This window comes from Amycolatopsis sp. WAC 04169 (genome assembly GCF_003947535.1).
Taxonomy (GTDB): domain Bacteria; phylum Actinomycetota; class Actinomycetes; order Mycobacteriales; family Pseudonocardiaceae; genus Amycolatopsis; species Amycolatopsis keratiniphila.
The window spans coordinates 72419-91844 of sequence record NZ_QHJI01000017.1 but is presented as its reverse complement, the minus strand read 5'-3'; the positions used below and the strand labels follow the sequence as shown (position 1 = coordinate 91844).

The following is a 19426-nucleotide window of genomic DNA, read 5'->3' as shown; positions in this document are numbered from 1 at the left end:
GTCAGGCGTGCGGCAGGGGTTTCGGCTTGGCCAGCGTGACGATGCCGAGCACCCCGGCGACCACGAGCGCGAGCAGGACGAACAGCGCGGCCACCACGTACACCACGCGGAAACCGGTGGCGTCCGAAAGCAGGCCGCCGAGGACCGGTGCGATCGCCAAGGCGAGCACACCGAGACCGGCCGCCACCCCGGCCGCGACGCCGCGACCGGCCTGGAGCCGGCGGATCAGCGCGACGGTCACCCCGAGGACGGCGCCCGCGCCGAGCCCGTTCAGCACCCGGCCGATCAGGAGCAGGCCACTGCCCGGGACGAAGGCGACCAAGAGGACGCCCATGAGCATCAGGACGAGCGCGGGCACGGTCACCGACGTCGGGAAGCGCGCGCCGAGCAGCAGGCCCGCGGGGAAGGCGATCGCGGCCGCGACGAGGTACGAGACGAGACCGTTCAGCAGTAGCGCTTGGCTGGACATGCCGAGATCGATCCGCAGGGGAGACTCGCCGTCGAAGCGGTAGATCACGGTGAGCAGGAACAGCCCGATGAGCGCGGCGAACCCGGGCCCGATGACGAGCCACCACGGCTGCCCGGTCGGACGTGGGTCGTGCTGTGTCGGGGTCGGCACGTACATGCGCACAACCTATAGCGTCCGGCAGGGTGGATGGGCCGGTTCGCCGGGGGAACAAGGCGCCATAATCACGATCATGCCGCATGTCCTGCTCATCGAAGACGACGTGTCCGTTCGCGACGCGATGGAACTCGTCCTGCGGCGCCACGGTCACGACGTCGACGCCGCCGGCAGCGGTGAGGACGGGCTCGACCTGCTGCGGCGTCCCGGCGCGGGCGGGATCGAGGTGGTCGTGCTGGACCTGATGCTGCCCGGGATGGACGGTTTCGAGGTGTGCCGCCGGATCCGCGAAGTGGACACGATGCCGATCATCATGCTCACCTCGCGCGGCGACGATGCCGACATCGTGAACGGACTCGAGGCCGGCGCCGACGACTACGTGGTGAAGCCGGTGACGGCGCGGGTACTGGAGGCCAGGATCCGCGCGTCGGTCCGCCGGGTCGCCCCGGCCGCGCGGAACCGGGAAGACTACGAAGGACTCGTCCTCGATCGGGCGGGGCTGACCGTCACCAAGAACGGTGTCCCGCTGGCGATCCCGCCGACCGAACTCCGGCTCCTGCTGGAACTTTCCGCCGCGCCAGGCCGGGTCTTCACCCGGGAACAACTGCTGGAACTGGTCTGGGAGCACGACTATTTCGCCGATGTGCGGCTGGTCGACGCCGCTGTCGGGCGGTTACGCGCCAAGATCGAGGACGTCGCTTCCCGGCCGCGCTATGTGCAGACCGTGCGAGGGTTCGGCTACCGCTTCGGGCCGCTGTGAGGTTCGGCGGGCTGCGCGGCCGCCTGCTGGTCGCTTTTGTGCTGGTGTCGCTGCTCAGCGCGGCCACCGCCACGGTGCTGGCCTATGACCAGGCGCGGGAGGCGATTCTCGAACGGGCGGGTTCCTCCGCCGTGCAGAACTTCCGCGACCGCGTCAACGCGAGTGTCGGGGAGTTCGACATCCCGCCCGACCGGCGCGCGCTGAACCGGCTCGCCGAGGCCATCGCGTCCGGCTCCCGTGACGCGCGGGTCGTCGCGCGCTATCAGGACCTGGTCGCGCCCGCCGATCAGGAGGCGATTCCCACCGGGCTGCGGGAGCGGGTGCGGGCCGGAAACCGGCTGAGCTTCCAACGGGTCGAGTGGAACGGCGAGCCGTGGCTCGTCGTGGGCACACCGGTCGCGTTCGCCGGTTCAGGACGGCCGTCCGGCGTCGAGGTGTTCGAGGTGATCTCGCTGCGGCCGGAGCAGGACGACATCGCCGCGCTCCTGACCACCGTCCGCGACGGTGTCGTCCCGGTCGTGCTGCTCGCCGCGGTGCTCGCCCTGCTCGCCGCCGGCACGGTCCTGCGGCCCGTCCGGCGGCTCGCGAAGGCCACGCGGCGGCTGGCGGACGGCGCGCTGGAGACCCGCGTCCCGGTCAAGGGCCACGACGAACTCGCCGATCTCGCCAAGGACTTCAACGAAACGGCGGACGCGCTGGAATCGTCGGTCGCCGAGATCCGGGAGCAGGAAGCCCGTGCGCGGCGGTTCGTCGCCGACGTCTCCCACGAACTTCGCACCCCGCTCGCCGCGATGACCATGGTGTCGTCCGTGCTCGACGAGGACGCCGACGGCCTTCCGCCCGACACGGCCCACGCCGCGAGAACGGTGAGCACCGAGATCTCCGGCCTGGCCAGGCTCGTCGACGACCTCATCGAGATCTCGCGTTTCGACGCCCAAGCCGCGACTCTGACCCGGCAGGACTTCGACGTCGCAGAGGCTCTCCGCGCGACGTTGTCCACGCGGGGCTGGACGGGCCGGGTCTCGGCCGAATTCGCGCCCGTACGCGCCCGGCTCGATCGGCGGCGACTGGACGTCATCGTCGCCAACCTCGTCGGGAACGCCCTGCGGCACGGCGCGCCCCCGGTGACGGTGGTGCTGCGCTCGACCCCGGACGACGTGCTCGTCGAGGTCTCCGATCACGGGCCGGGGCTCACGGCCGAAGCCGCGCGGCACGTGTTCGAGCGGTTCTACAAGGCGGACAGTGCCCGCACGCGATCCGAAGGCAGCGGTCTCGGGCTGGCCATCGCCCAGGAGAACGCGCGCCTGCACGGCGGGCTCATCACCCACTTCGATCGCGAAGGCGGTGGCGCGGTGTTCCTTCTCCGGCTTCCCCGCGACGGAAAGGAGACCGGCCGATGAAACGACTGCTCGTGTCCTTCGTGGCCGTGGCCCTAGTCGCCGGTTGTGGCGTGAGACCGACCGGAGTACTCGACGGCGGCGCACCGGCTTCCGGGATCCCCGAAGGGATGCGGATCTACTTCGCCTCGGACCAAGGGCTGCGCGGGGTTTCCCGTCCCGACAAGGAGATCACGGAGCTCGCCGCCGCGGTCAAACTCGTCATGGCGGGCCCGAACGAAGCCGAACTCGCGGCCGGGCTCACCGATCTGACCGCCATCACCGGCGAATTCTTCGTGTCCGCCGTCGAAGGTCACGTGACCGCGCGGCTGCCGCGGACGCCGGTGACCGGTGTCGCCGGGATGGCCGCCGGTCAGCTGGTCTGCACCCTTTCGCGGGCCGAGTCCCTGCTGCACGGGACCCGGCCCGACGCGGTACGGGTGACCGTCGTGGCACAAGGTGGCACGGTCGGCCCGTACCAGTGCTCCCAGTTCCTGACCGGCTAGGCCGTGTTGAGCGCGACGGTGGGGTGAAGCCGGGAGGCCCGGACGGCGGGGTAGAGCCCCGCGACCACACCGATCACCAGCGTGGCGCCCAGACCCGCGCCCAACGCCCACGGCGGGATGACCGCCGTCCAGCCCTGTGCCTTGGCGAAACCGATGGTCGCGCCCGCGCCGAGCAGCGCGCCCGCCACCCCGCCGAGCGCGGACAGCAGCAGCGACTCGGTGAGGAACTGGAGGAGGATCGCGTTCTTCGTGGCGCCGAGAGCCCGGCGAAGCCCGATCTCACGGCGCCGTTCCAGTACCGACACGACCATCGTGTTCGCCACCCCGACCCCGCCGACCAGCAACGCGACGGCGCCCAGCCCCAGCATGAGCGTGGTCAGCCCCTTGTCCGTGGCGGCCTTGGCCACCAGTGCGTCGGAGGGCCTCGACACTTTCACGGAGTGCTCGTCGCCCGGGTTGACCGTGCGGGCCAGCACGCCGCGGACGGCTTCCACCGAGGCGTCGGAGGACCGCTCGAAGATCGTGGTCGGATGCCCGTCGAAGCCGAAGAACCTTTCCGCGACAGGGAAACCGACCAACGCGACCCGGTCGAGGGTGGGTACGAGCTCGACCGGTGCCAGTATCCCGATGACCACGAACCATTCGTCGTTCATGAGGATCTTGGCGCCTGGCTCGGTCACGCCGAGCCGCCCGGCCGCGATCGACCCGAGCACGACGGCCGGCACGCGCTCGCCCGCCGGATCCAGCCAGCGGCCCCGCTCGACCCTCGCGCCCAGCGCGTCGAGCAGATCGATGCGTGCGGCCTGGGTCGTGACGCCCGGAGCCAGTTCTTCCGGGACCGCGTCACTGCGCCGCACCCGCGCGTCGACCTCGGCCGTCGCGGTGACCTTCTCGACCGGGCCGATCCGCTCGACCATCGCGACCGCGGCCTTGGGGAGCTTCACCGGTTCGCCGTCGGCGTCCTTGCCCGCCTCGACGGTCAGCAGGTTCGTGCCGAGCCGGTCCAGCTGCGCCATCAGGTCGGCCCGGCTGGACGTGGACAGCCCGACCACCGCGACCATCGTCGCGATGCCGATGGCGATGCCCAGCGCGGACAGCACCACCCTCGTCCGGCGTGTCCGCAGCCCGCTCAGTCCCACCCGGAGGATGTCGGGAGGAGTGAGCCGGGCGGGTTTCAGCGGCGTGCTCACGGGGCGGTCACCGCCGCCCTCGTGTCGGAGACGATCCCGCCGTCCCGGAGCCCGACGCGCCGGGGAAGCCGTGCCGCGATCCCGGTGTCGTGGGTGATGACGCAGATCGACGTGCCGCTCGCGTTCAACTCGTGGATCAGGTTCAGCACCACCTCGCCGGACGCGGTGTCCAGCGCTCCGGTCGGCTCGTCGGCCAGGAGCAGCCCTGGCTCGCCGACCAGGGCCCGCGCGATGGCCACGCGCTGCTTCTCTCCGCCGGACAACTCCTCGGGCGTGTGGTCCAGCCGGTGACCGAGACCCACTCGGTCGAGGGCCGTACGGGCCCTGTCGCGACGCTGCCTCATCGGCACGCCCGCGTAGAGCAACCCGTCGGCGACGTTGGTCACGGCGTCCCGGCCCGGTGCCAGGTGGAACTGCTGGAACACGAAGCCGATGTGCCGGGCCCGCAAGGCCGACAGCCCGGCGTCCGACAGGCCACCCACGTCGTAGCCGGCCACCCGCACCGTGCCCGACGTGGCCCGGTCGAGCGTGCCGATCAGGTTGAGCAGGGTGGACTTGCCCGACCCCGACGGGCCGACGATGGCGACCAGTTCGCCCTCGTCGATCCGGAGGTCGACGCCGCGCAGCGCGGTCACGGCACCGGGATAGGACTTGGTGGCCTCGATCAGCTCGATCACCGCCGTCATGGCTTGGCCGCTCCCACCTGCATGCCTTCGGCCAGCCCGGAACCGGTGACCTCGATCCGGCCATCGGCGCTCATACCGGTTTCGACCCGTACGGTCGTGGTCGTCGACGCGCGGACGAGCTGCAGGCCGTAGCCGCCTTCGCGCAGCGCGACGATGGCCTCGACCGGGACGGTCAGCACCCCCTTCCTGCTCTCTTGGATGAATTTCACGCTGGAGGTCCCGGTGGTGTCCTCGGGTATCGCGGCGCCGTCGTCCAGGGTGATCTCGACCTGGATCCCGGTGGTGGTCTCGGCGCCGGTCCCGGACTCCGCCTTGACCGTCCCGGACACCTGCCCGGCCGCCGTGGCGCCTTCGGGCAACCTGACCTCGACTCTGGTACCCGCCTTCGCCAGTGCTTGGTCGTCCTTGTCCAGCTGGACCCGCACGACCGGCTTGGTCGACGCGATCGTCAAGACGGGCTTGTCCGCCCCGATCTGGTCGGCCAGAGCGGCGTCGGCGGCGACCACCCGCACAGCTCCTTCCTGGAACACCACGTCGCCTTTGCCGAGGTCACCGGTCGGCTCCAGGACTCCGAGCGCCTTCTGCCAGGACTTCACCGCTGCCTGGGTGGCTTCGTCGTACTTGTTGTCGACGGGCAGGCCCCGTGCCCGGCCGAGGTCGCGGAGGTTGCGTTTCAGCTGCTGGACGTCCGGCCCCAGCGTGCCGACGGTCAGGTCCCGGAACATCGGCGTCGACCCGTAGAGCAGGACCACCGGCCGCGCGTCCCGCTTGTACAAGACCTGACCTCGCTCCAAGGTCTTGCCCGCTTCCGCGGCCTGCGTCACCGTTCCCTCCACCGGGGATTTCACGGCGCGACGGTTCGCGTAGTCGAAGTGGCCGTCGACGGTCTTGCTCCGCACCAGGTCGGCACGGGTGATCTCGGCGACCGCCGGCGGCGCGCTCGCGGTGGCCGCTTTGCCGCCGGAGTCGTCGCTGACCACGACGAAGGCACCCACTCCGACCACGGTCACCACGGCCGCCACCGCGCCGGCCACCAGCCGGCGCCTCACTGCATACCTTGCGCTTGCTCGATGAGCTTGTCCCGGCACGCCGTCTCCGCCTGCTTGTACGCAGGCGAGTTCGTGTCGAGCTGCGGGGAGACCGGGCTCGGGTCCCCGCCGGGCTGGGCGATCCCGTTCAGCATGGTGGGGTTGGTGAACTTGCTGACGCCGTTGGCCCGCATGCACTGGGCGTGGGCCAGCAGCGACTCGTACACCTTCTGCTGGTCTTTTTCCGGCTCCAGCTGCATCGCCTTCTGCATCGGCTCCTTGCATGCCTGCATGGCCGCGCTGAGCTTCGTCTGGGAGTCCTTGCGTTCCTCCTCTTCCTGAACGACCTCGATCTTGGTCCAGTCGGCGTAACCGGAAAGCAAGGGATCCGGCCAGTTCTTCAGACCTTCCTTGCGCATGCACTGCGTGTAGGCGAGTTGCGCGTCGTAGAAGGCACTCTTCCCTTCAGCCTGCGGGGCGGCGGAGGAAGTGGACGGTGCGGCCGCGCCCGGCGGGTTCGCCGACGCGATGTCCGCTTCCTGCTTCTCGCCACCGCACGCCGCCGAAAGCACCAACGGGAGGGCCAGCAACGCGGCCAGCCGCCTGGAACGGGTTTCGCTGCTCATGCGGACGAGCATGCGAGCGGCACATGGTCGTCCTTCTACGAAGACATGATGGGAACGTAACAACGCGCCGCCGCGGTGCGCCGAGTGATCTTGCCGACAAAGGTCCGGGTAGCCGGAAACGCCGGGCGTGCCGGGAAAAGATGACGAATTGCGGGGTCCAGAGGTGAACGAGCGGCGAACCTCGGCTCGAAGGCGTTCTGCCCGAGCTTGGGATGGCCTGCCGCGAAGCGCGTTTGCGCCTCGCGGCAGGACCGTCTGCGACGTGCCCCCGGCAGGACTTGAACCTGCGACCTAGAGATTAGAAGGCTCTTGCTCTATCCAGCTGAGCTACGAGGGCCGACGTCGGCGACGTTGGGTGTCGCCCAGCATCGGCAGCTTAGCCGTCGCCAACCTGTCGATCGTTCGACACCGCCAGATCGTTTCAGGTCGAGCCCACCGTTTTTTGGAACACCCGTGAGCGCGTCACGACGCGGGGTGACGCGCTCACGGGCCGGGGCCGCTTCGGGGGAGCGGCCCCTGGGTTCGCGCAGGTCGCGAGTCGACTCGTCCGCGAGCGACCGGCGCGAACCGCCGGGGTGGTCAGTCCCAGATCTTGAGGGCGCGGATCACGAACGGTCCCTGGGGTACGTAGGTGCCGCCACCCGGATAGGTGATGAAATCTCCTTCGGTCGTGCATTCCTCGCTCTGGTAAATCGTCACGTCACGGCTCAGCCGGTTGACGAACGAATGCCCGTCGAAGCCCTGGGGCAGGGGAATGCATTCCTCGGGATTGGAGGTGCGCAGGTCGAATTTGTGCACCGCGCCGCCGTACGATTCCGCGCCCCATACGCAGAACTCGCCCTTCTGGCAGTCGGGCTGCGGCGGCACGGTGGCGGCACTGGCGACTCCCGCGCTGGTCAGCAAGCCCGCCAGGGCGAGCAGGAGCACGCGCGGGAGGCGGGCGCGCAGGTTCGTCAAACGTCGTTGCATGGCTGGGTTCTCCCCCGTGAATCGGCGGCTGGATCGCCGTCGGTGAATGTGTGATTCCACGATGGCGCGCGGGGAAGGCTTTGTCTGCCCGCATTTCTACTTCTGTGGATAAGTAGTTGTGCGCCGCTCGATCGGGCGAGTTGTCCACATATCGCCGGGAGCGCCTTGTGCTCGCCGAAATCGGCTGCTACGCGGGCGCGGTGGAGTCCCGGACGACCAGCTCGGCGGGTACCTCGGCGGGGGCGGGTGCCTTCTCCCCGCGCAGCAGGCCGAGCACCAGTTCGCCGGCCGCCCGGCCCTTGGCGGCGAGATCCTGCCGGACGGTCGTCAGCGGTGGTTCGGACCACCGGGCGGGCGGGACGTCGTCGAAGCCCACGACCGAAAGATCACCCGGGACCGACAGGCCGAGCTGTCTGGCCGCCGAGATCGCCGCCAGCGCCAGCAGATCCGACATGCACAGCAGCGCCGTCGGCCGCGGATGCCGGTCGAGCAGGCCGAAAGCGCTGGGCAGGGCTCCTTCTACCGAGAGCCCGGAAGCCTCCCAGATCGGCACGTCCGCCGCCGGGATCCCCGCCTCCGTCAGCGTCTGGAGGTAACCGGCCATCCGTTCGCGGTTGTCGTGGAACCGGCTGTTCCCGGCCTCGGCCACGCTCAATTCCCCGCCGCGGGGCGCCGAGAGGCACTGTGCGGAGAAGATCCCGATCCGCCGGTGCCCGAGTTCCACCAGATGCCGGGCAGCGGCGGCCGCTCCCGCCCGGTCCGCGACCCCGATCCTGGCCGAACCGCGGAGATGCGGCTGGTCGATCACCACCAGCGGCATTTCCCGGTCCCGGACCGCGTTCAGCGCCGGCGCGCCGTCGGCCAGCGAATACGCCACCGCGATGTCGGCTTGCGCGGTCAGGATCCGCTCCGCGCGCGGGCCGCCGCTCTCGCCGTCGCCGGGGAGCAGCAGGAGGGCGTGGCCCTCGGGGTCGACGACGGTCGAGAGCGCGTCGAGGGTGAGCGACAACGCGGGATCCGAGAACGCCGTCGAAAGGTTCGTGTCGAGCAGGACGGCGATCGCGCCGGTGCGGCTGGTGGCGAGACTGCGCGCGGTCGGGTTCGGCCCCGCGTACCCGATCTTCTTGGCCGCGCGAAGCACCTCTTCCCGCAGCTGGGCGGACAGCTGATCGGGCCGGTTGTAGGCGTTGGACACGGTCGCCCGCGACACCCCGACGGCGTCGGCGACATCGTCCAACGTCGGCCTTCGCCGTCGCGTGCTGGTCACCGGCGCAGTGTAGTCCCGAGCTGTGCCGGTGGACTTTCTGAAGCGCTTAAGTCATTCTGAGGGAAGGGGAATCGAAAGGAGACTGGGGTCTATGCGTGACCGTACGGCCGTTTTCGTCGTGTTCGCGCTCAACGGGGCCGCGCTCGGCTCCTGGGCGCCGCGGACGCCGGCGTTGTCGGAAAGGGTGAACGCCTCACCGGGTGTTTTCGGGCTGGCCCTGCTGGGCGCCAGCGTCGGCATGCTGATCGCGGCGTCGGTATCGGGGCGGCTGATCGAACGCCACGGTGCCCGCGCGGTGGTCGCGGGCAGCACGATCATCGCCGCCGCCGCGTTGCCGATGATCGGCTTCTCGACGTCGGTCGCCCTGCTCGCCGGGGCGCTGTTCGTCCTCGGCGCGAGCGTCGGCGCGCTGGACGTGGCGATGAACGTCGCGGGAGTCGAGGTGGAACGCCGGTCCGGGCGGGCCATCATGCCGATCCTGCACGCCGGATTCAGCTTCGGCGCGCTGGCGGGCTCGGTCGCCGCCGGATTCGCCGCGTCGCACCAGTGGTCGCCGGGACGGCACCTCACGGTCGCCGCACTGGCCGCGCTGGTCGTGCTGGCCTTCGTCATCACGGCCGTGCCCGGCGCGCGGCCCGTGCACACCGAACCCGTCGAGAAACCGCGGGTGCCGCCGATCAAACGTCCCGTCCTTTGGCTGCTCGCCGCCATCGCTTTGTTCTCGGCGATCGCGGAGGGCGCGAGTTCGGACTGGGCCGCCCTGCTGATGACGTCCGTGCACGGGGTCGGCGACGGCGCGGCGGCCTTCGCCTACTCCGGGTTCGCGCTGGCCATGGCGCTCGCCAGGCTCGCGGGTGCCTGGCTGCAGAACCGTTTCGGCGCGACGCGTGCGATGGCGGCCGGCGCCGGGATCGCCGCGGCGGGCCTGGTGCTGGCCGCGGTGGCGAGCCTGCCTGTGTTCGGGTTCGTCGGCTTCGCTCTGGCGGGTGCCGGGCTGGCCGCCGCCTTCCCGATCGCGTTGAGCCTCGCGGGGGCGTCGGGGAAACGCGCCGACGGCACCGGAGGTGAACGGGAGCTGGCCTTCGTCACCGCGATCGCCTACACCGGTTTCCTCGCCGGGCCGCCGCTCATCGGCGGAATCGCGCAGGTGACGTCGCTTTCGGTGTCGTTCCTGTTCGTCGGCTTGACCGCCGCGCTGATCGTGCCGTCCGCGGTGGCCGCGGCACGGGCGGGGAAACGGGAGGAGGCCGCCGAGCCCGTCGCCCGTTGACATCCTCGCCGGAGCCCGGGCAAGCTGACTGCTCGATAAACTGAAATGAATGCGGCTTTGTCGCCATTTCAGGAAGGCTGATCCGGGGAGGGGCAGCGTGAGAGTGCTGATGCTCGGAGGGGGCGCCGGGATCCCGGCGCGGCTGGTGCAGACCACGCTGCCCTGGCTCATCCTGGTCGCGGTGGCGTTCCGCCTGGTGATGCTGGCGCAGGCACTCTGGACGGCGGGCACCGGCGGGTCGGTGCTCTGGATGTTCGTGCTGCTCCACCTGATGCCGAACGTCGCCGAAGCCGTCTGGATCTTCCGCCGCCCTCCGGCCGGGACGCGGCTGGTTCCCGCGGTGGACGCCGGGTTCGGCGCCCTGTTCGTCCTGGCGGCCGCGCCGTTCGCCCAGGACAGCGCGATCACATCGATCACCTGGACCCACCTGATGGGCACGGTGATGATCTGTGCCCTGCTGCGTGGCGCGCTGACGGGTGCCTTGGCCATCGGCGGCGCGGTGCTGCTGTACACCGTGCTGAACCTCGACTCGGCCCTCGGTCTCTTGCTCACGCTCGCGACCGCGCTGGTGGCGTCCCTCGCGATCGTCGGCGTGGTCGGCGCTTCGATGCGGTTCGCGCTCGGATTCGGGGAGCAGCAGGGCCGGGCGGCGGAACGCGAACGGCATCGCCGCGACGTCCACGACACGGTCCTGCAGGTGATGGAGTCGTTCGCGATCCCCGCGCCCGCCGACGAACTCGACCCGGCGGCCAGCCTCGACCGCGTCCGCCGGACCGCTCGCGCCCAGGCGATGCGCATCCGGATCAGCCTCGAACACGAATCCGCCGAAGGGATCGGGCTGCACCAGCGGTTGCGGCTGCTCGCCGCCGAAATGGCCACTGAGGGGCTACGAGCGGAGGTCGTCATCCAGGACGACTGCGCCCCGGAGCTCGCGGAAGAAGCGGCCGTGGCACTGCACGACTCGGCCAGGGAGGCCTTGCGGAACACGTTGAAGCACTCCGGGACCAGGCGGGCCGTGGTCAGCGTCGAAGAGATCGGCGGCGGCGTCTCCTTGACGGTGCGCGATCACGGCGCCGGATTCGATGTCGGCGAGCGGCGGCGTGGCTTCGGCCTCGAGAACTCGATCATCGCGCGGATGGCGGAGATCGGCGGTTTCGCGCGGATCGAATCCAGTCCGGGGCTGGGCACGAGGGTGGTCCTCCTCGCTCCTTCAGTCCTGCGTCTCCCCGTCGGGTGAGTCCCGCCACTGGCGGAACGGGCGGTCCAGCGTCCATTTGTCGCCCACCCGCTCGACGACCCGGTATTCGCAGGTCGTCGGGTTGGACAGGGACTCGAACAGCTCGATGCTCCAGCCGAACAGCCGTCGGCACAGCAACCGGATGGTCAGCCCGTGTGAGACGACCAGCACGGTTTCGGGGTGATCTTCGCCGCACGACGCCAGCTCGCTGAGGAACGCGGCGACCCGGTCGTCCACGTCCGCGCCGGACTCGCCGAACGGGAGCCGGTAGAAGAAATGCCCGAACTCGTGGCGCCGTTGCTTCTGGACCTCCTGGTCCTGCGGATCCTGGAGGTTGCCCCAGTCCTGTTCCCGCAGTCTCGGCTCCGGCACGATCCGCTCGCAGGAGTCACGGATGTCCATCAGCCGCAACGTTTCCCGCGTCCGCAGGTAGGGGCTGACGTAGACCGCCGGCCGCTGCCCGTCGAGGATCTCCTCGATCTCCGGGCCCGCCAGCCTGGCCTGTTCGCGGCCTGCTTCGGTGAGCGGCAGCGCGTGGTCGGGGATCCGGGTGTAGGCGAGCTCGTCGACGTTGCCGAGCGACTCGGCATGCCTCAGCAGGATGATCCGCACGCCGCCATCTTGCCGGTTGCGCGTCCGGCATACCCTCGTGACGTGCCTTCAGACCCCGAGACGAAACCGGCCCCATCCGCGCGGAAGGCCGGTGTCCTGCCGCTGGTGTCGATCGGGGCGCTCCTGGCCGCGGTGGTGGCCGTCGGCCTGGTCGCGCTGACCGGTGGCGCCGGTTACGTCATCGCCGGACTCCCGGACCCGGGGCTGGTGACGCGCTACGGCATCACCGTCGTGCGCGTGCTGGCCGAGGCGGCTTCGGTGCTGTGCGTGGGTTCGCTGCTGCTCGCCGCGTTCCTCGTCCCGCCGCAGAAGTCCGGCACGCTCGCTGCCGACGGTTACGCGGCCATCCGTGTCGCGGGCGCCGCCGCGTGGGTCTGGTTCTTCGCGGCCGCCGCGTCGATCTTCTTCTCGGCGGCCGACGGCGCTGGCCGCCCGTTCACCGAGGTGCTCTCGCCGCAGGTGCTGGTCGACCTCGTCGACGCCATCGAACAGCCCAAGGCCTGGCTGTTCACCGCGTTGATCGCACTACTGGTCGCGCTCGGCTGCCGTCTCGCGCTGACCTGGGGCTGGACGACGGTGGTCTTCTTCCTGTCCGTCGGCGGCCTCGTACCGGTCGCGGTCACGGGGCATTCCGCGAGCGGTGGCTCGCACGACATGGCGACCAACAGCCTGCTGTACCACCTGGTCGCCGCCGCGCTGTGGGTCGGCGGGCTCGTGGCGCTGCTCGCGCTCGGCTGGCGCCGCGGCGAGAACCTCAAGCTCGCCGCCACCCGGTTCTCCAAGCTGGCACTCGTCTGCTGGATCGTGATGGCGGTCTCCGGCGTCGTCAACGCGCTGGTGCGGATCAGGATCGCCGACCTGCTCACCACGGACTACGGCCTGCTGGGGGTCGCGAAGATCGTCGCGTTGCTGCTGCTCGGTGTCTTCGGGCATCAGCAACGGCAGAAGGGCGTCGCCGGGCTGGTGAACGGTGCCGGCGGCGGTCAGTTGCTGCGGCTCGCCGCGGTCGAGGTGCTGATCATGTTCATCACGATCGGCATCGCCACCGGGCTCGCGAAGACCCCGCCGCCGCAGGAATCGCTCACCCAGCCGTCGACCACGGAACTGCTGATCGGCTACGACCTCTACGGTCCGCCGACCGTGCTCCGCCTGCTCACGGATTGGCGCTTCGACCTCGTCTACGGGACCCTCGCGATCGTTCTCGCCGGGCTGTATCTCGCCGGGGTGCGACGGTTGCGCCGTCGCGGCGACACCTGGGCCACCGGCCGGACGGTCGCGTGGCTCGCGGGCTGTTTCGTGCTGCTGATCGCGACGTCGTCCGGCATCGGGCGGTACGCGCCGGCGATGTTCAGCGTGCACATGGGCAACCACATGTTGCTGTCCATGGTGGCGCCGGTGCTGTTCGTCCTCGGCGGGCCCGTGACGCTCGCCCTGCGCGCGTTGCCCACGGCGGGCAAGGACGCCCCGCCCGGACCGCGTGAATGGCTGCTCGCGTTCGTGCACTCGCCGCTTTCGCGGTTCCTGACGCATCCGATCGTCGCGCTGCTGCTATTCGTCGGTTCGTTCTACGGCCTGTACTTCTCGGGCCTGTTCGACTCCGCGCTGAACTACCACTGGGCGCATCTGGCGATGAACGCGCACTTCCTGCTCGCCGGCTACGTCTTCTACTGGCCGGTGATCGGGGTCGACCCGGCGCCACGACGGCTTCCGCCGCTGGGACGGCTGGGGATGATGTTCGCCGCCATGCCGTTCCACGCGTTCTTCGGGATCGCGCTGATGAGCATGCAGACCGTGCTCGGACAGGACTTCTACCGCGGGCTGAAACTGCCGTGGGTCACCGACCTGCTCACCGACCAGCGGCTCGGCGGCGGGATCGCGTGGGCGTCCGGTGAGCTGCCGGTGCTGCTGGTGCTCGTCGCGCTGCTCGTGCAGTGGGCGCGTCAGGACGAGCGGGAGGCACGGCGCCGCGACCGCCGCGAGGATGCCTCGGGCGACGCGGATCTGAACGCCTACAACGCGATGCTGAAGAAACTCGCCGATCAGGGGCGGGGTCCGGGGTCCGGCTCCTAGCACACCCCGCCCACAGTCCTCGGCGCTCCACGTCGAGTTGTCCACAACGCCCCGAGTTGTCCACAGATCCGGTTCACGTCCCTTTTCCGCCCTCGATCCGCGGCAGTCTGTGATCACGGACGGGAAAGTCCCGGAACGAGGAGAAGGGCGAGTGTGATGGCGATGGGCGAAACGTGGGTGACCATGATCGGCAACCTGACCAGCGAGCCGATCCACCATCCGGAGCGGGTGCACGGGCACGACGTCGTGTCGTTCGGCTTGCGGAGTGTCGAACGCCGGTACGACAAGGAAAGAGGGGAGTGGGGCGAGGGGCGGCAACTCGCGGTCAAGGTCACCTGCTGGCGCAAGCTGGCGATGGCGGCGTTCTCCTGCCTGAGCAAAGGCGACCCGGTGATCGTGGCCGGGCGGCTGCGCGGCGCCGAGACGGCGGAGGAGATCCCGGCACCTCTGGGTCTACCTGAGCTTGAGGCCTTCTCCATCGGCCCCAACCTCGCGCGGTGCTCGGCCGAGATCCACCGGATGGGGCGGGATCGGCCCAGGGCGATCCCGGCGGTACCGCCGCCCCCGGGGAATCCCATGGTCATCGCGCTGGAGGACGCGCCCGTGGCGTGAGGTACCGATGCTCGTTCAGTGATATCGGGCTGACTGTCGGTAGCTCGGTGGTGACCGCCGTCAAGGCCGCGATCGGCTCGCTCTACGATCGCTTGTATGGCCGAGTTCATCTACACCATGAAGAAGGTGCGCAAGACCGTCGGGGACAAGGTCATCCTCGACGACGTCAGCACCGCGTTCTACCCCGGCGCCAAGATCGGCGTGGTGGGGCCGAACGGCGCGGGTAAGTCCACCGTTCTGAAGATCATGGCGGGGATCGAGCAGGCCAGTAACGGCGAAGCCTTCCTCCAGCCCGGCGCCAGCGTCGGCATCCTCATGCAGGAGCCGGAGCTCAACGAGGAAAAGACGGTCCGCGAGAACGTCGAAGAGGGTCTTGGCGACATCAAGGTCAAGCTCAACCGCTTCAACGAGGTCGCCGAGCTCATGGCGACCGACTACAGCGACGAGCTGATGGAGGAGATGGGCAAGCTCCAGGAGGAGCTCGACCACGCCGACGCCTGGGAGATCGACTCCACGGTCGAGCAGGCGATGGACGCCCTGCGCTGCCCGCCGCCGGACGAGCCGGTCACCCACCTCTCCGGTGGTGAGCGCCGCCGGGTCGCGCTGTGCAAGCTGCTCCTGTCCGCGCCCGACCTGCTGCTCCTCGACGAGCCCACCAACCATCTGGACGCCGAAAGCGTGCTGTGGCTGGAACAGTTCCTGGCGAACTACGCCGGCGCCGTCCTCGCCGTCACGCACGACCGGTACTTCCTGGACAACGTCGCGCAGTGGATCATGGAGCTCGACCGCGGCCGGGTCGTCGGCTACGAGGGCAACTACTCGACGTACCTGGAGAAGAAGCGCGAGCGCCTCGAGGTCCAGGGCAAGAAGGACGCCAAGCTCGCGAAGCGGCTGAAGTCCGAGCTCGAATGGGTCCGGTCCAACGCCAAGGCGCGCCAGACCAAGTCGCGGTCCCGGCTCGACCGCTACGAGGAGATGGCCGCGGAGGCGGACAAGCACCGCAAGCTCGACTTCGAAGAGATCCAGATCCCGCCGGGGCCCCGGCTGGGCAGCGTGGTCGTCGAGGTCGAGAAGCTGCGCAAGGGTTTCGACGACCGCGTGCTGATCGACGGGCTGTCGTTCGACCTGCCGCGCAACGGCATCGTCGGCGTGATCGGGCCGAACGGTGTCGGAAAGACGACCCTGTTCAAGACGATCGTCGGGCTCGAGGAACCGGACGACGGCCGGGTCAAGATCGGCGAGACGGTCAAACTGTCCTATGTGGACCAGAACCGCGGCGGGATCGACCCGAAGAAGACGGTATGGGAGGTGGTTTCGGACAAGCTGGACTACATCCACGTCGGGCAGACCGAAATGCCCTCGCGTGCCTACGTCAGCGCGTTCGGTTTCAAGGGCCCGGACCAGCAGAAGCCGGCGGGCGTGCTCTCCGGTGGCGAGCGCAACCGGCTGAACCTGGCGCTGACCCTCAAGCAGGGCGGGAACCTGATCCTGCTCGACGAGCCGACGAACGACCTGGACGTCGAGACCCTGGGCTCGCTGGAGAACGCTCTCGAGCAGTTCCCCGGCTGCGCCGTGGTCATTTCGCACGACCGGTGGTTCCTCGACCGGGTCGCGACGCACATCCTCGCCTGGGAAGGCACGGACGAGAACCCCTCGCAATGGTTCTGGTTCGAAGGTAACTTCGAGGGCTACGAGAAGAACAAGGTCGAGCGTCTCGGTGCCGAGGCGGCTCGTCCGCACCGCGTCACCCATCGCAAGCTGACCCGCGACTGAGGGCCGGGGGTTCCCCGTGGAAGCCAGCAAGCGCCAACGGCCGGGCTCGCCCACCACCATGGTGGGTGGGCGGACGGCTGCCACCGGGGGAACCCTGTCCGCTGTCGGCAGGTTGATCGAACGCGCGGACGCCCTGCACCTGAGGGCGCCCGAGCTCGCACTGGTCCTCGGGGAGCGCGCGGCCGCGCTCGCCGAGGCCGCCGGTGCCGACGAGCAGTGGATCCGTGCGGAGAGCCTGGTGGTGAGCGCCCGGGTGCGGCTGGGTGGCCGCCCCCGGACGGTCGGCCGGGCCGTTGCCGCCCTGCGCGCCGCGGAACACGCGGGCTACGGTGACATCGCCGCCCGGCTGAGGATCGACCTGGCCGTCTGCGCGCGCAGTGTCGGCATCCCGCTGACGGGCCTGGCCGCGTTGCGTCCGCTGCTGGCGGATCCGGCGGTTTCGCCGTCGCACCGGGCCGAGGCGTTGTGTCACCTCGTCGGCTGCCTGGCGCAGTTCGGCCGGAAGGCGGAACTGGACCGCGTGCTCGCCGAGGCGGACAAGCTCGTGCTCGGCGACGGTTCGATGACGGCGGATTCGCAGCTACTGATCCGCGCGATGCTGCGGGTCGGGGTGTCGGCGCACCGCCGTCGGCACGGCGACCTGACAGCGGCCGCCGATGCCGCGCGGACCGGGCTGGGCATGCTGGAAAAGCTCGGGAACCCGGACGACGACGGCGGTCTCGTCCGGATCAGGCTGGTCCTGCAGCTCGTCTGCACGTTGCTGGACCGGGGCGACACGGACATGGCGCTGGAGGTCGCGCAGCCGATCCTCGACGCCCCCGTCCGGGCCGCGGGGATCGCCCCGGCCGCCTGGCTGCGGCTGGCGGTGGCCACCCGTGTCCTGCTGCCCGCGGGATCCGCCGAGGCCGCGGGCATGCTCGTCCGTGAGGCGGTCGCCGGGACCGGTGACCACAACCTGCACGCCGTCACGGCGCGGCTGTGGCTGGAGCTCGCGCAGATCGAGGAACGGCTGGGCCGGGCCGAAGAGGCCATCGGCTGCCTGCACCGTTCGCGGGCCGCCGAACATCTGCACGCCCGTGCGCGCAGGCAGGCGTGCAACGTCCTGGTCGGCGAGTTCGGCTCGGCCGAGAACGCCGCTGTGGACCTCGACGACGTCTTGCGGGCCGTCGCCGCGCGGTCGGCCGCCGCGGTGTCCACACCGTCCCCGGTTCCGGCGCCGGAACCGGCCGAGGTGACCGCGGTGATGCCGCCGATCGACGTGGCACCGCCGAAACGGGCCGCGGTCGAGCCGCCGGTTCGTCGTGAGCCGCGGCCCGTGCGGCAGAGCAGGCAACCGGAGCCCGCGCCGGTGCGGCAGGCGCCCGTCGAGCCTGCACGCGCGGCTGCGCCTTCGCGTCCCGCGGAGCCTGCGCGTCCCGTCGAGCCGCCGCGTCCGGTTGAGCGGCCCCCGGCGCCGGTCGCCGAAAAGAGTGAAGCGCCGGTGTTGAAGCCGCCGTCCCGTCCGGAGCCCGCACGGGAAGTGGCGGCGTCGGACAGCGACTGGCGTCGTCGGGTGCCGAAGAAGGCCAAGCCGTCGATCAGGTTCGAGCCCAAGGCCGAACCCGTCGCGCCGAAACTGATGCCGCCGCCGAAACCGGAACCCGCGCCGGTGTCGCGGCCCGAACCGGAGCCCGGGCGCCGCCGTCGCCAGGAGGAGCCCGCGGCGCGCGAGAGCGCCGCCGAACCGGTGGCCGCCCGATCCGAAACCCCGGCTCCGGCCGCGCGGTGGCGGCCCCAGGACGAGATCCCCGTTCGGATCGAGGAGCCGGCGCCCGTGGCGGCTTCGGAACCCGTCGTCCCGGAACTGCTGCTCGCACCCGAGCCCGCGGCCGAGCCCCGGCCGCGTATGGCGGCCGACGCCGCGCCGCCGCGTCCGCCCGGCACCGCCGCCCCGTTGTGGGAGAGCGACGAGTGGGCGGCCGAAGAGCGTGCCCGCCGGTCCTCGGCGCCCGTCTCGCGCAAGACCAGGCACGACGCCGAACACGGTTCCGTGGCGGCGAAATCGGTGCTGGACCGGCTCGGGATCTCGAGCACCGGCGGACAGGGCGGCGGCCGTCGTCGTGCGGACGGCGCCGCGGATCCGGTGCATCCCGAACCCGTCGCCGAAGAACGCGCCGATACCCGCCGGGAACAGCCGCCGGTCGAGTATCGCGAGCCTGCCGTTCCGCTCGCACCGCCGCCTCGGGAGGATCCCGCGCCTTCGCCGCCTCAGGAAAGCGTTCGCCCGGCCGCGAAGGAAGAGGTCGCCGATCCCTGGCTGCCTCGGTTGCGGATGCCGCCGGCGTTGGACCCGCTGACCGACACCGGTTCCTGGCGGCCGATCACGCCGTTCCCGGAGAGCTACGCCCGTGCGATCGCGGAGGAGGAACCGCCGCCGGACGCCGGTCTCGCCGACCTGCTCGCCCGTGCGCTCGCCGAGCATCAGGCGGGCACCGCCAGCGCCGCCGCGCTCGTGAAGCAGCTCGGCTCCCAGGACTCGGGAAAGCGTCCGGTCAACGGTCACGACCGGCACCGCGCCAACGGGAGCGACTGACCCCGCGGTAGCAAAGGTCCCTTGCTCACCTCGGTGGGAGCCGCGGTCGGCTTGAACGATTCAGCTGACCCGCTCGGATCGCCCGCCGGGGTCGCCCTGGGGAATGGGTGCTGGTCACCCCGGTGCGGCGAGGTGTGGGAGGGTCCGGACAGACCGCCTATGTGACCGGCGAGTAGCTGAACCGATCACGGCGATTCCGGTATCTGAGCAGGGAAATCTTCGACGGGCGGGAATGACCCGGCCTTGTGGA

General features: G+C 70.4%; 17 protein-coding genes and 1 tRNA gene. 9 read left to right on the top strand and 9 right to left on the bottom strand.

Annotated features, from left to right (window positions below; all coding sequences use genetic code 11):
* Window position 1 precedes the first annotated feature (1 nt).
* The gene (locus tag DMC61_RS38515) at window positions 2–625 is read right to left on the bottom strand and encodes an MFS transporter (RefSeq protein WP_125695407.1); all 624 of its coding nucleotides are present in this window, start codon (window positions 623–625) and stop codon (window positions 2–4) included.
* 73 nt (window positions 626–698) lie between these two features.
* Between DMC61_RS38515 and DMC61_RS38510 the strand changes: the two genes are divergently transcribed.
* The 3 genes from DMC61_RS38510 to DMC61_RS38500 are packed head-to-tail and all read left to right on the top strand — an operon-like array spanning window position 699 to window position 3264.
* Window positions 699–1382: a response regulator transcription factor gene (locus tag DMC61_RS38510; protein ID WP_125695406.1), complete on the top strand. Its 684-nt coding sequence runs from the start codon at window positions 699–701 to the stop codon at window positions 1380–1382.
* Window positions 1379–2782, top strand: a complete 1404-nt coding sequence (locus DMC61_RS38505) for a HAMP domain-containing sensor histidine kinase (protein ID WP_125695405.1) — start codon at window positions 1379–1381, stop codon at window positions 2780–2782. The genes DMC61_RS38510 and DMC61_RS38505 overlap by 4 nt, the downstream gene beginning before the upstream one ends.
* Window positions 2779–3264, top strand: coding sequence for a GerMN domain-containing protein (locus DMC61_RS38500; protein ID WP_125695404.1), 486 nt, complete (start codon window positions 2779–2781; stop codon window positions 3262–3264). Before DMC61_RS38505 ends, DMC61_RS38500 begins: the two co-directional genes overlap by 4 nt.
* On the opposite strand, the gene DMC61_RS38495 is transcribed toward DMC61_RS38500, so the two are convergent.
* The 7 genes from DMC61_RS38495 to DMC61_RS38465 form a co-directional block, all read right to left on the bottom strand.
* Window positions 3261–4454: an ABC transporter permease gene (locus DMC61_RS38495; protein WP_125695403.1), complete on the bottom strand. Its 1194-nt coding sequence runs from the start codon at window positions 4452–4454 to the stop codon at window positions 3261–3263. The two genes, DMC61_RS38500 and DMC61_RS38495, sit on opposite strands and share 4 nt — an antisense overlap.
* Complete coding sequence (locus DMC61_RS38490; RefSeq protein WP_125695402.1) at window positions 4451–5140, bottom strand: ABC transporter ATP-binding protein; 690 nt, start codon at window positions 5138–5140, stop codon at window positions 4451–4453. The genes DMC61_RS38495 and DMC61_RS38490 overlap by 4 nt, the downstream gene beginning before the upstream one ends.
* Complete coding sequence (locus DMC61_RS38485) at window positions 5137–6189, bottom strand: peptidoglycan-binding protein (protein WP_125695401.1); 1053 nt, start codon at window positions 6187–6189, stop codon at window positions 5137–5139. The genes DMC61_RS38490 and DMC61_RS38485 overlap by 4 nt, the downstream gene beginning before the upstream one ends.
* Window positions 6186–6794, bottom strand: coding sequence for a hypothetical protein (locus DMC61_RS38480; RefSeq protein ID WP_125695400.1), 609 nt, complete (start codon window positions 6792–6794; stop codon window positions 6186–6188). The genes DMC61_RS38485 and DMC61_RS38480 overlap by 4 nt, the downstream gene beginning before the upstream one ends.
* 263 nt (window positions 6795–7057) lie before the next feature.
* Window positions 7058–7131: transfer RNA gene (locus tag DMC61_RS38475), tRNA-Arg, on the bottom strand.
* 242 nt (window positions 7132–7373) lie between these two features.
* Window positions 7374–7763, bottom strand: a complete 390-nt coding sequence (locus DMC61_RS38470; RefSeq protein WP_125695399.1) for a peptidase inhibitor family I36 protein — start codon at window positions 7761–7763, stop codon at window positions 7374–7376.
* A gap of 187 nt (window positions 7764–7950) precedes the next feature.
* Window positions 7951–9000 carry a LacI family DNA-binding transcriptional regulator gene (locus tag DMC61_RS38465; protein ID WP_125695455.1) on the bottom strand — a complete coding sequence of 350 codons (1050 nt, stop codon included), beginning with the start codon at window positions 8998–9000 and terminating at the stop codon, window positions 7951–7953.
* A 121-nt stretch (window positions 9001–9121) separates the two neighbouring features.
* On the opposite strand from DMC61_RS38465, the gene DMC61_RS38460 reads away from it, so the two are divergent.
* The gene (locus tag DMC61_RS38460; RefSeq protein ID WP_125695398.1) at window positions 9122–10300 is read left to right on the top strand and encodes an MFS transporter; all 1179 of its coding nucleotides are present in this window, start codon (window positions 9122–9124) and stop codon (window positions 10298–10300) included.
* Window positions 10301–10403: 103 nt separating this feature from the next.
* On the top strand, window positions 10404–11537 hold the full coding sequence (locus DMC61_RS38455) for a sensor histidine kinase (RefSeq protein ID WP_125695454.1): 1134 nt from the start codon (window positions 10404–10406) through the stop codon (window positions 11535–11537).
* On the opposite strand, the gene DMC61_RS38450 is transcribed toward DMC61_RS38455, so the two are convergent.
* Window positions 11511–12149, bottom strand: coding sequence for a histidine phosphatase family protein (locus DMC61_RS38450; protein WP_063277688.1), 639 nt, complete (start codon window positions 12147–12149; stop codon window positions 11511–11513). The genes DMC61_RS38455 and DMC61_RS38450 overlap by 27 nt on opposite strands.
* A 42-nt stretch (window positions 12150–12191) precedes the next feature.
* On the opposite strand from DMC61_RS38450, the gene DMC61_RS38445 reads away from it, so the two are divergent.
* The 4 genes from DMC61_RS38445 to DMC61_RS38430 all read left to right on the top strand — a co-directional run bounded on the left by DMC61_RS38445 (window position 12192) and on the right by DMC61_RS38430 (window position 19176).
* A complete protein-coding gene (locus tag DMC61_RS38445) occupies window positions 12192–14219 on the top strand; it encodes a cytochrome c oxidase assembly protein (protein WP_125695397.1) in 2028 nt (675 codons plus the stop codon).
* 162 nt (window positions 14220–14381) lie between these two features.
* Window positions 14382–14831 (top strand): single-stranded DNA-binding protein, encoded by a 450-nt coding sequence (locus DMC61_RS38440; RefSeq protein ID WP_233595092.1) that lies wholly within the window; start codon window positions 14382–14384, stop codon window positions 14829–14831.
* A 96-nt stretch (window positions 14832–14927) separates the two neighbouring features.
* Entirely contained in the window at window positions 14928–16604 is a 1677-nt protein-coding gene (gene ettA, locus DMC61_RS38435; RefSeq protein WP_007034699.1) for an energy-dependent translational throttle protein EttA, read from the top strand.
* Between the two features lie 16 nt (window positions 16605–16620).
* Window positions 16621–19176, top strand: a complete 2556-nt coding sequence (locus DMC61_RS38430; RefSeq protein WP_125695395.1) for a hypothetical protein — start codon at window positions 16621–16623, stop codon at window positions 19174–19176.
* Window positions 19177–19426: the final 250 nt, after the last annotated feature.

Excerpts from the sequence above, each read along its gene's own strand:
- DMC61_RS38500 (WP_125695404.1), top strand. The coding sequence starts at position 2,779 with ATGAAACGACTGCTCGTGTCCTTCGTGGCCGTGGCCCTAGTCGCCGGT.
- DMC61_RS38440 (WP_233595092.1), top strand. The coding sequence starts at position 14,382 with ATGGGCGAAACGTGGGTGACCATGATCGGCAACCTGACCAGCGAGCCG.
- DMC61_RS38490 (WP_125695402.1), bottom strand. The coding sequence starts at position 5,140 with ATGACGGCGGTGATCGAGCTGATCGAGGCCACCAAGTCCTATCCCGGT.
- DMC61_RS38470 (WP_125695399.1), bottom strand. The coding sequence starts at position 7,763 with ATGCAACGACGTTTGACGAACCTGCGCGCCCGCCTCCCGCGCGTGCTC.
- DMC61_RS38480 (WP_125695400.1), bottom strand. The coding sequence starts at position 6,794 with ATGAGCAGCGAAACCCGTTCCAGGCGGCTGGCCGCGTTGCTGGCCCTC.
- DMC61_RS38515 (WP_125695407.1), bottom strand. The coding sequence starts at position 625 with ATGTACGTGCCGACCCCGACACAGCACGACCCACGTCCGACCGGGCAG.
- ettA (WP_007034699.1), top strand. The coding sequence starts at position 14,928 with ATGGCCGAGTTCATCTACACCATGAAGAAGGTGCGCAAGACCGTCGGG.
- DMC61_RS38460 (WP_125695398.1), top strand. The coding sequence starts at position 9,122 with ATGCGTGACCGTACGGCCGTTTTCGTCGTGTTCGCGCTCAACGGGGCC.
- DMC61_RS38510 (WP_125695406.1), top strand. The coding sequence starts at position 699 with ATGCCGCATGTCCTGCTCATCGAAGACGACGTGTCCGTTCGCGACGCG.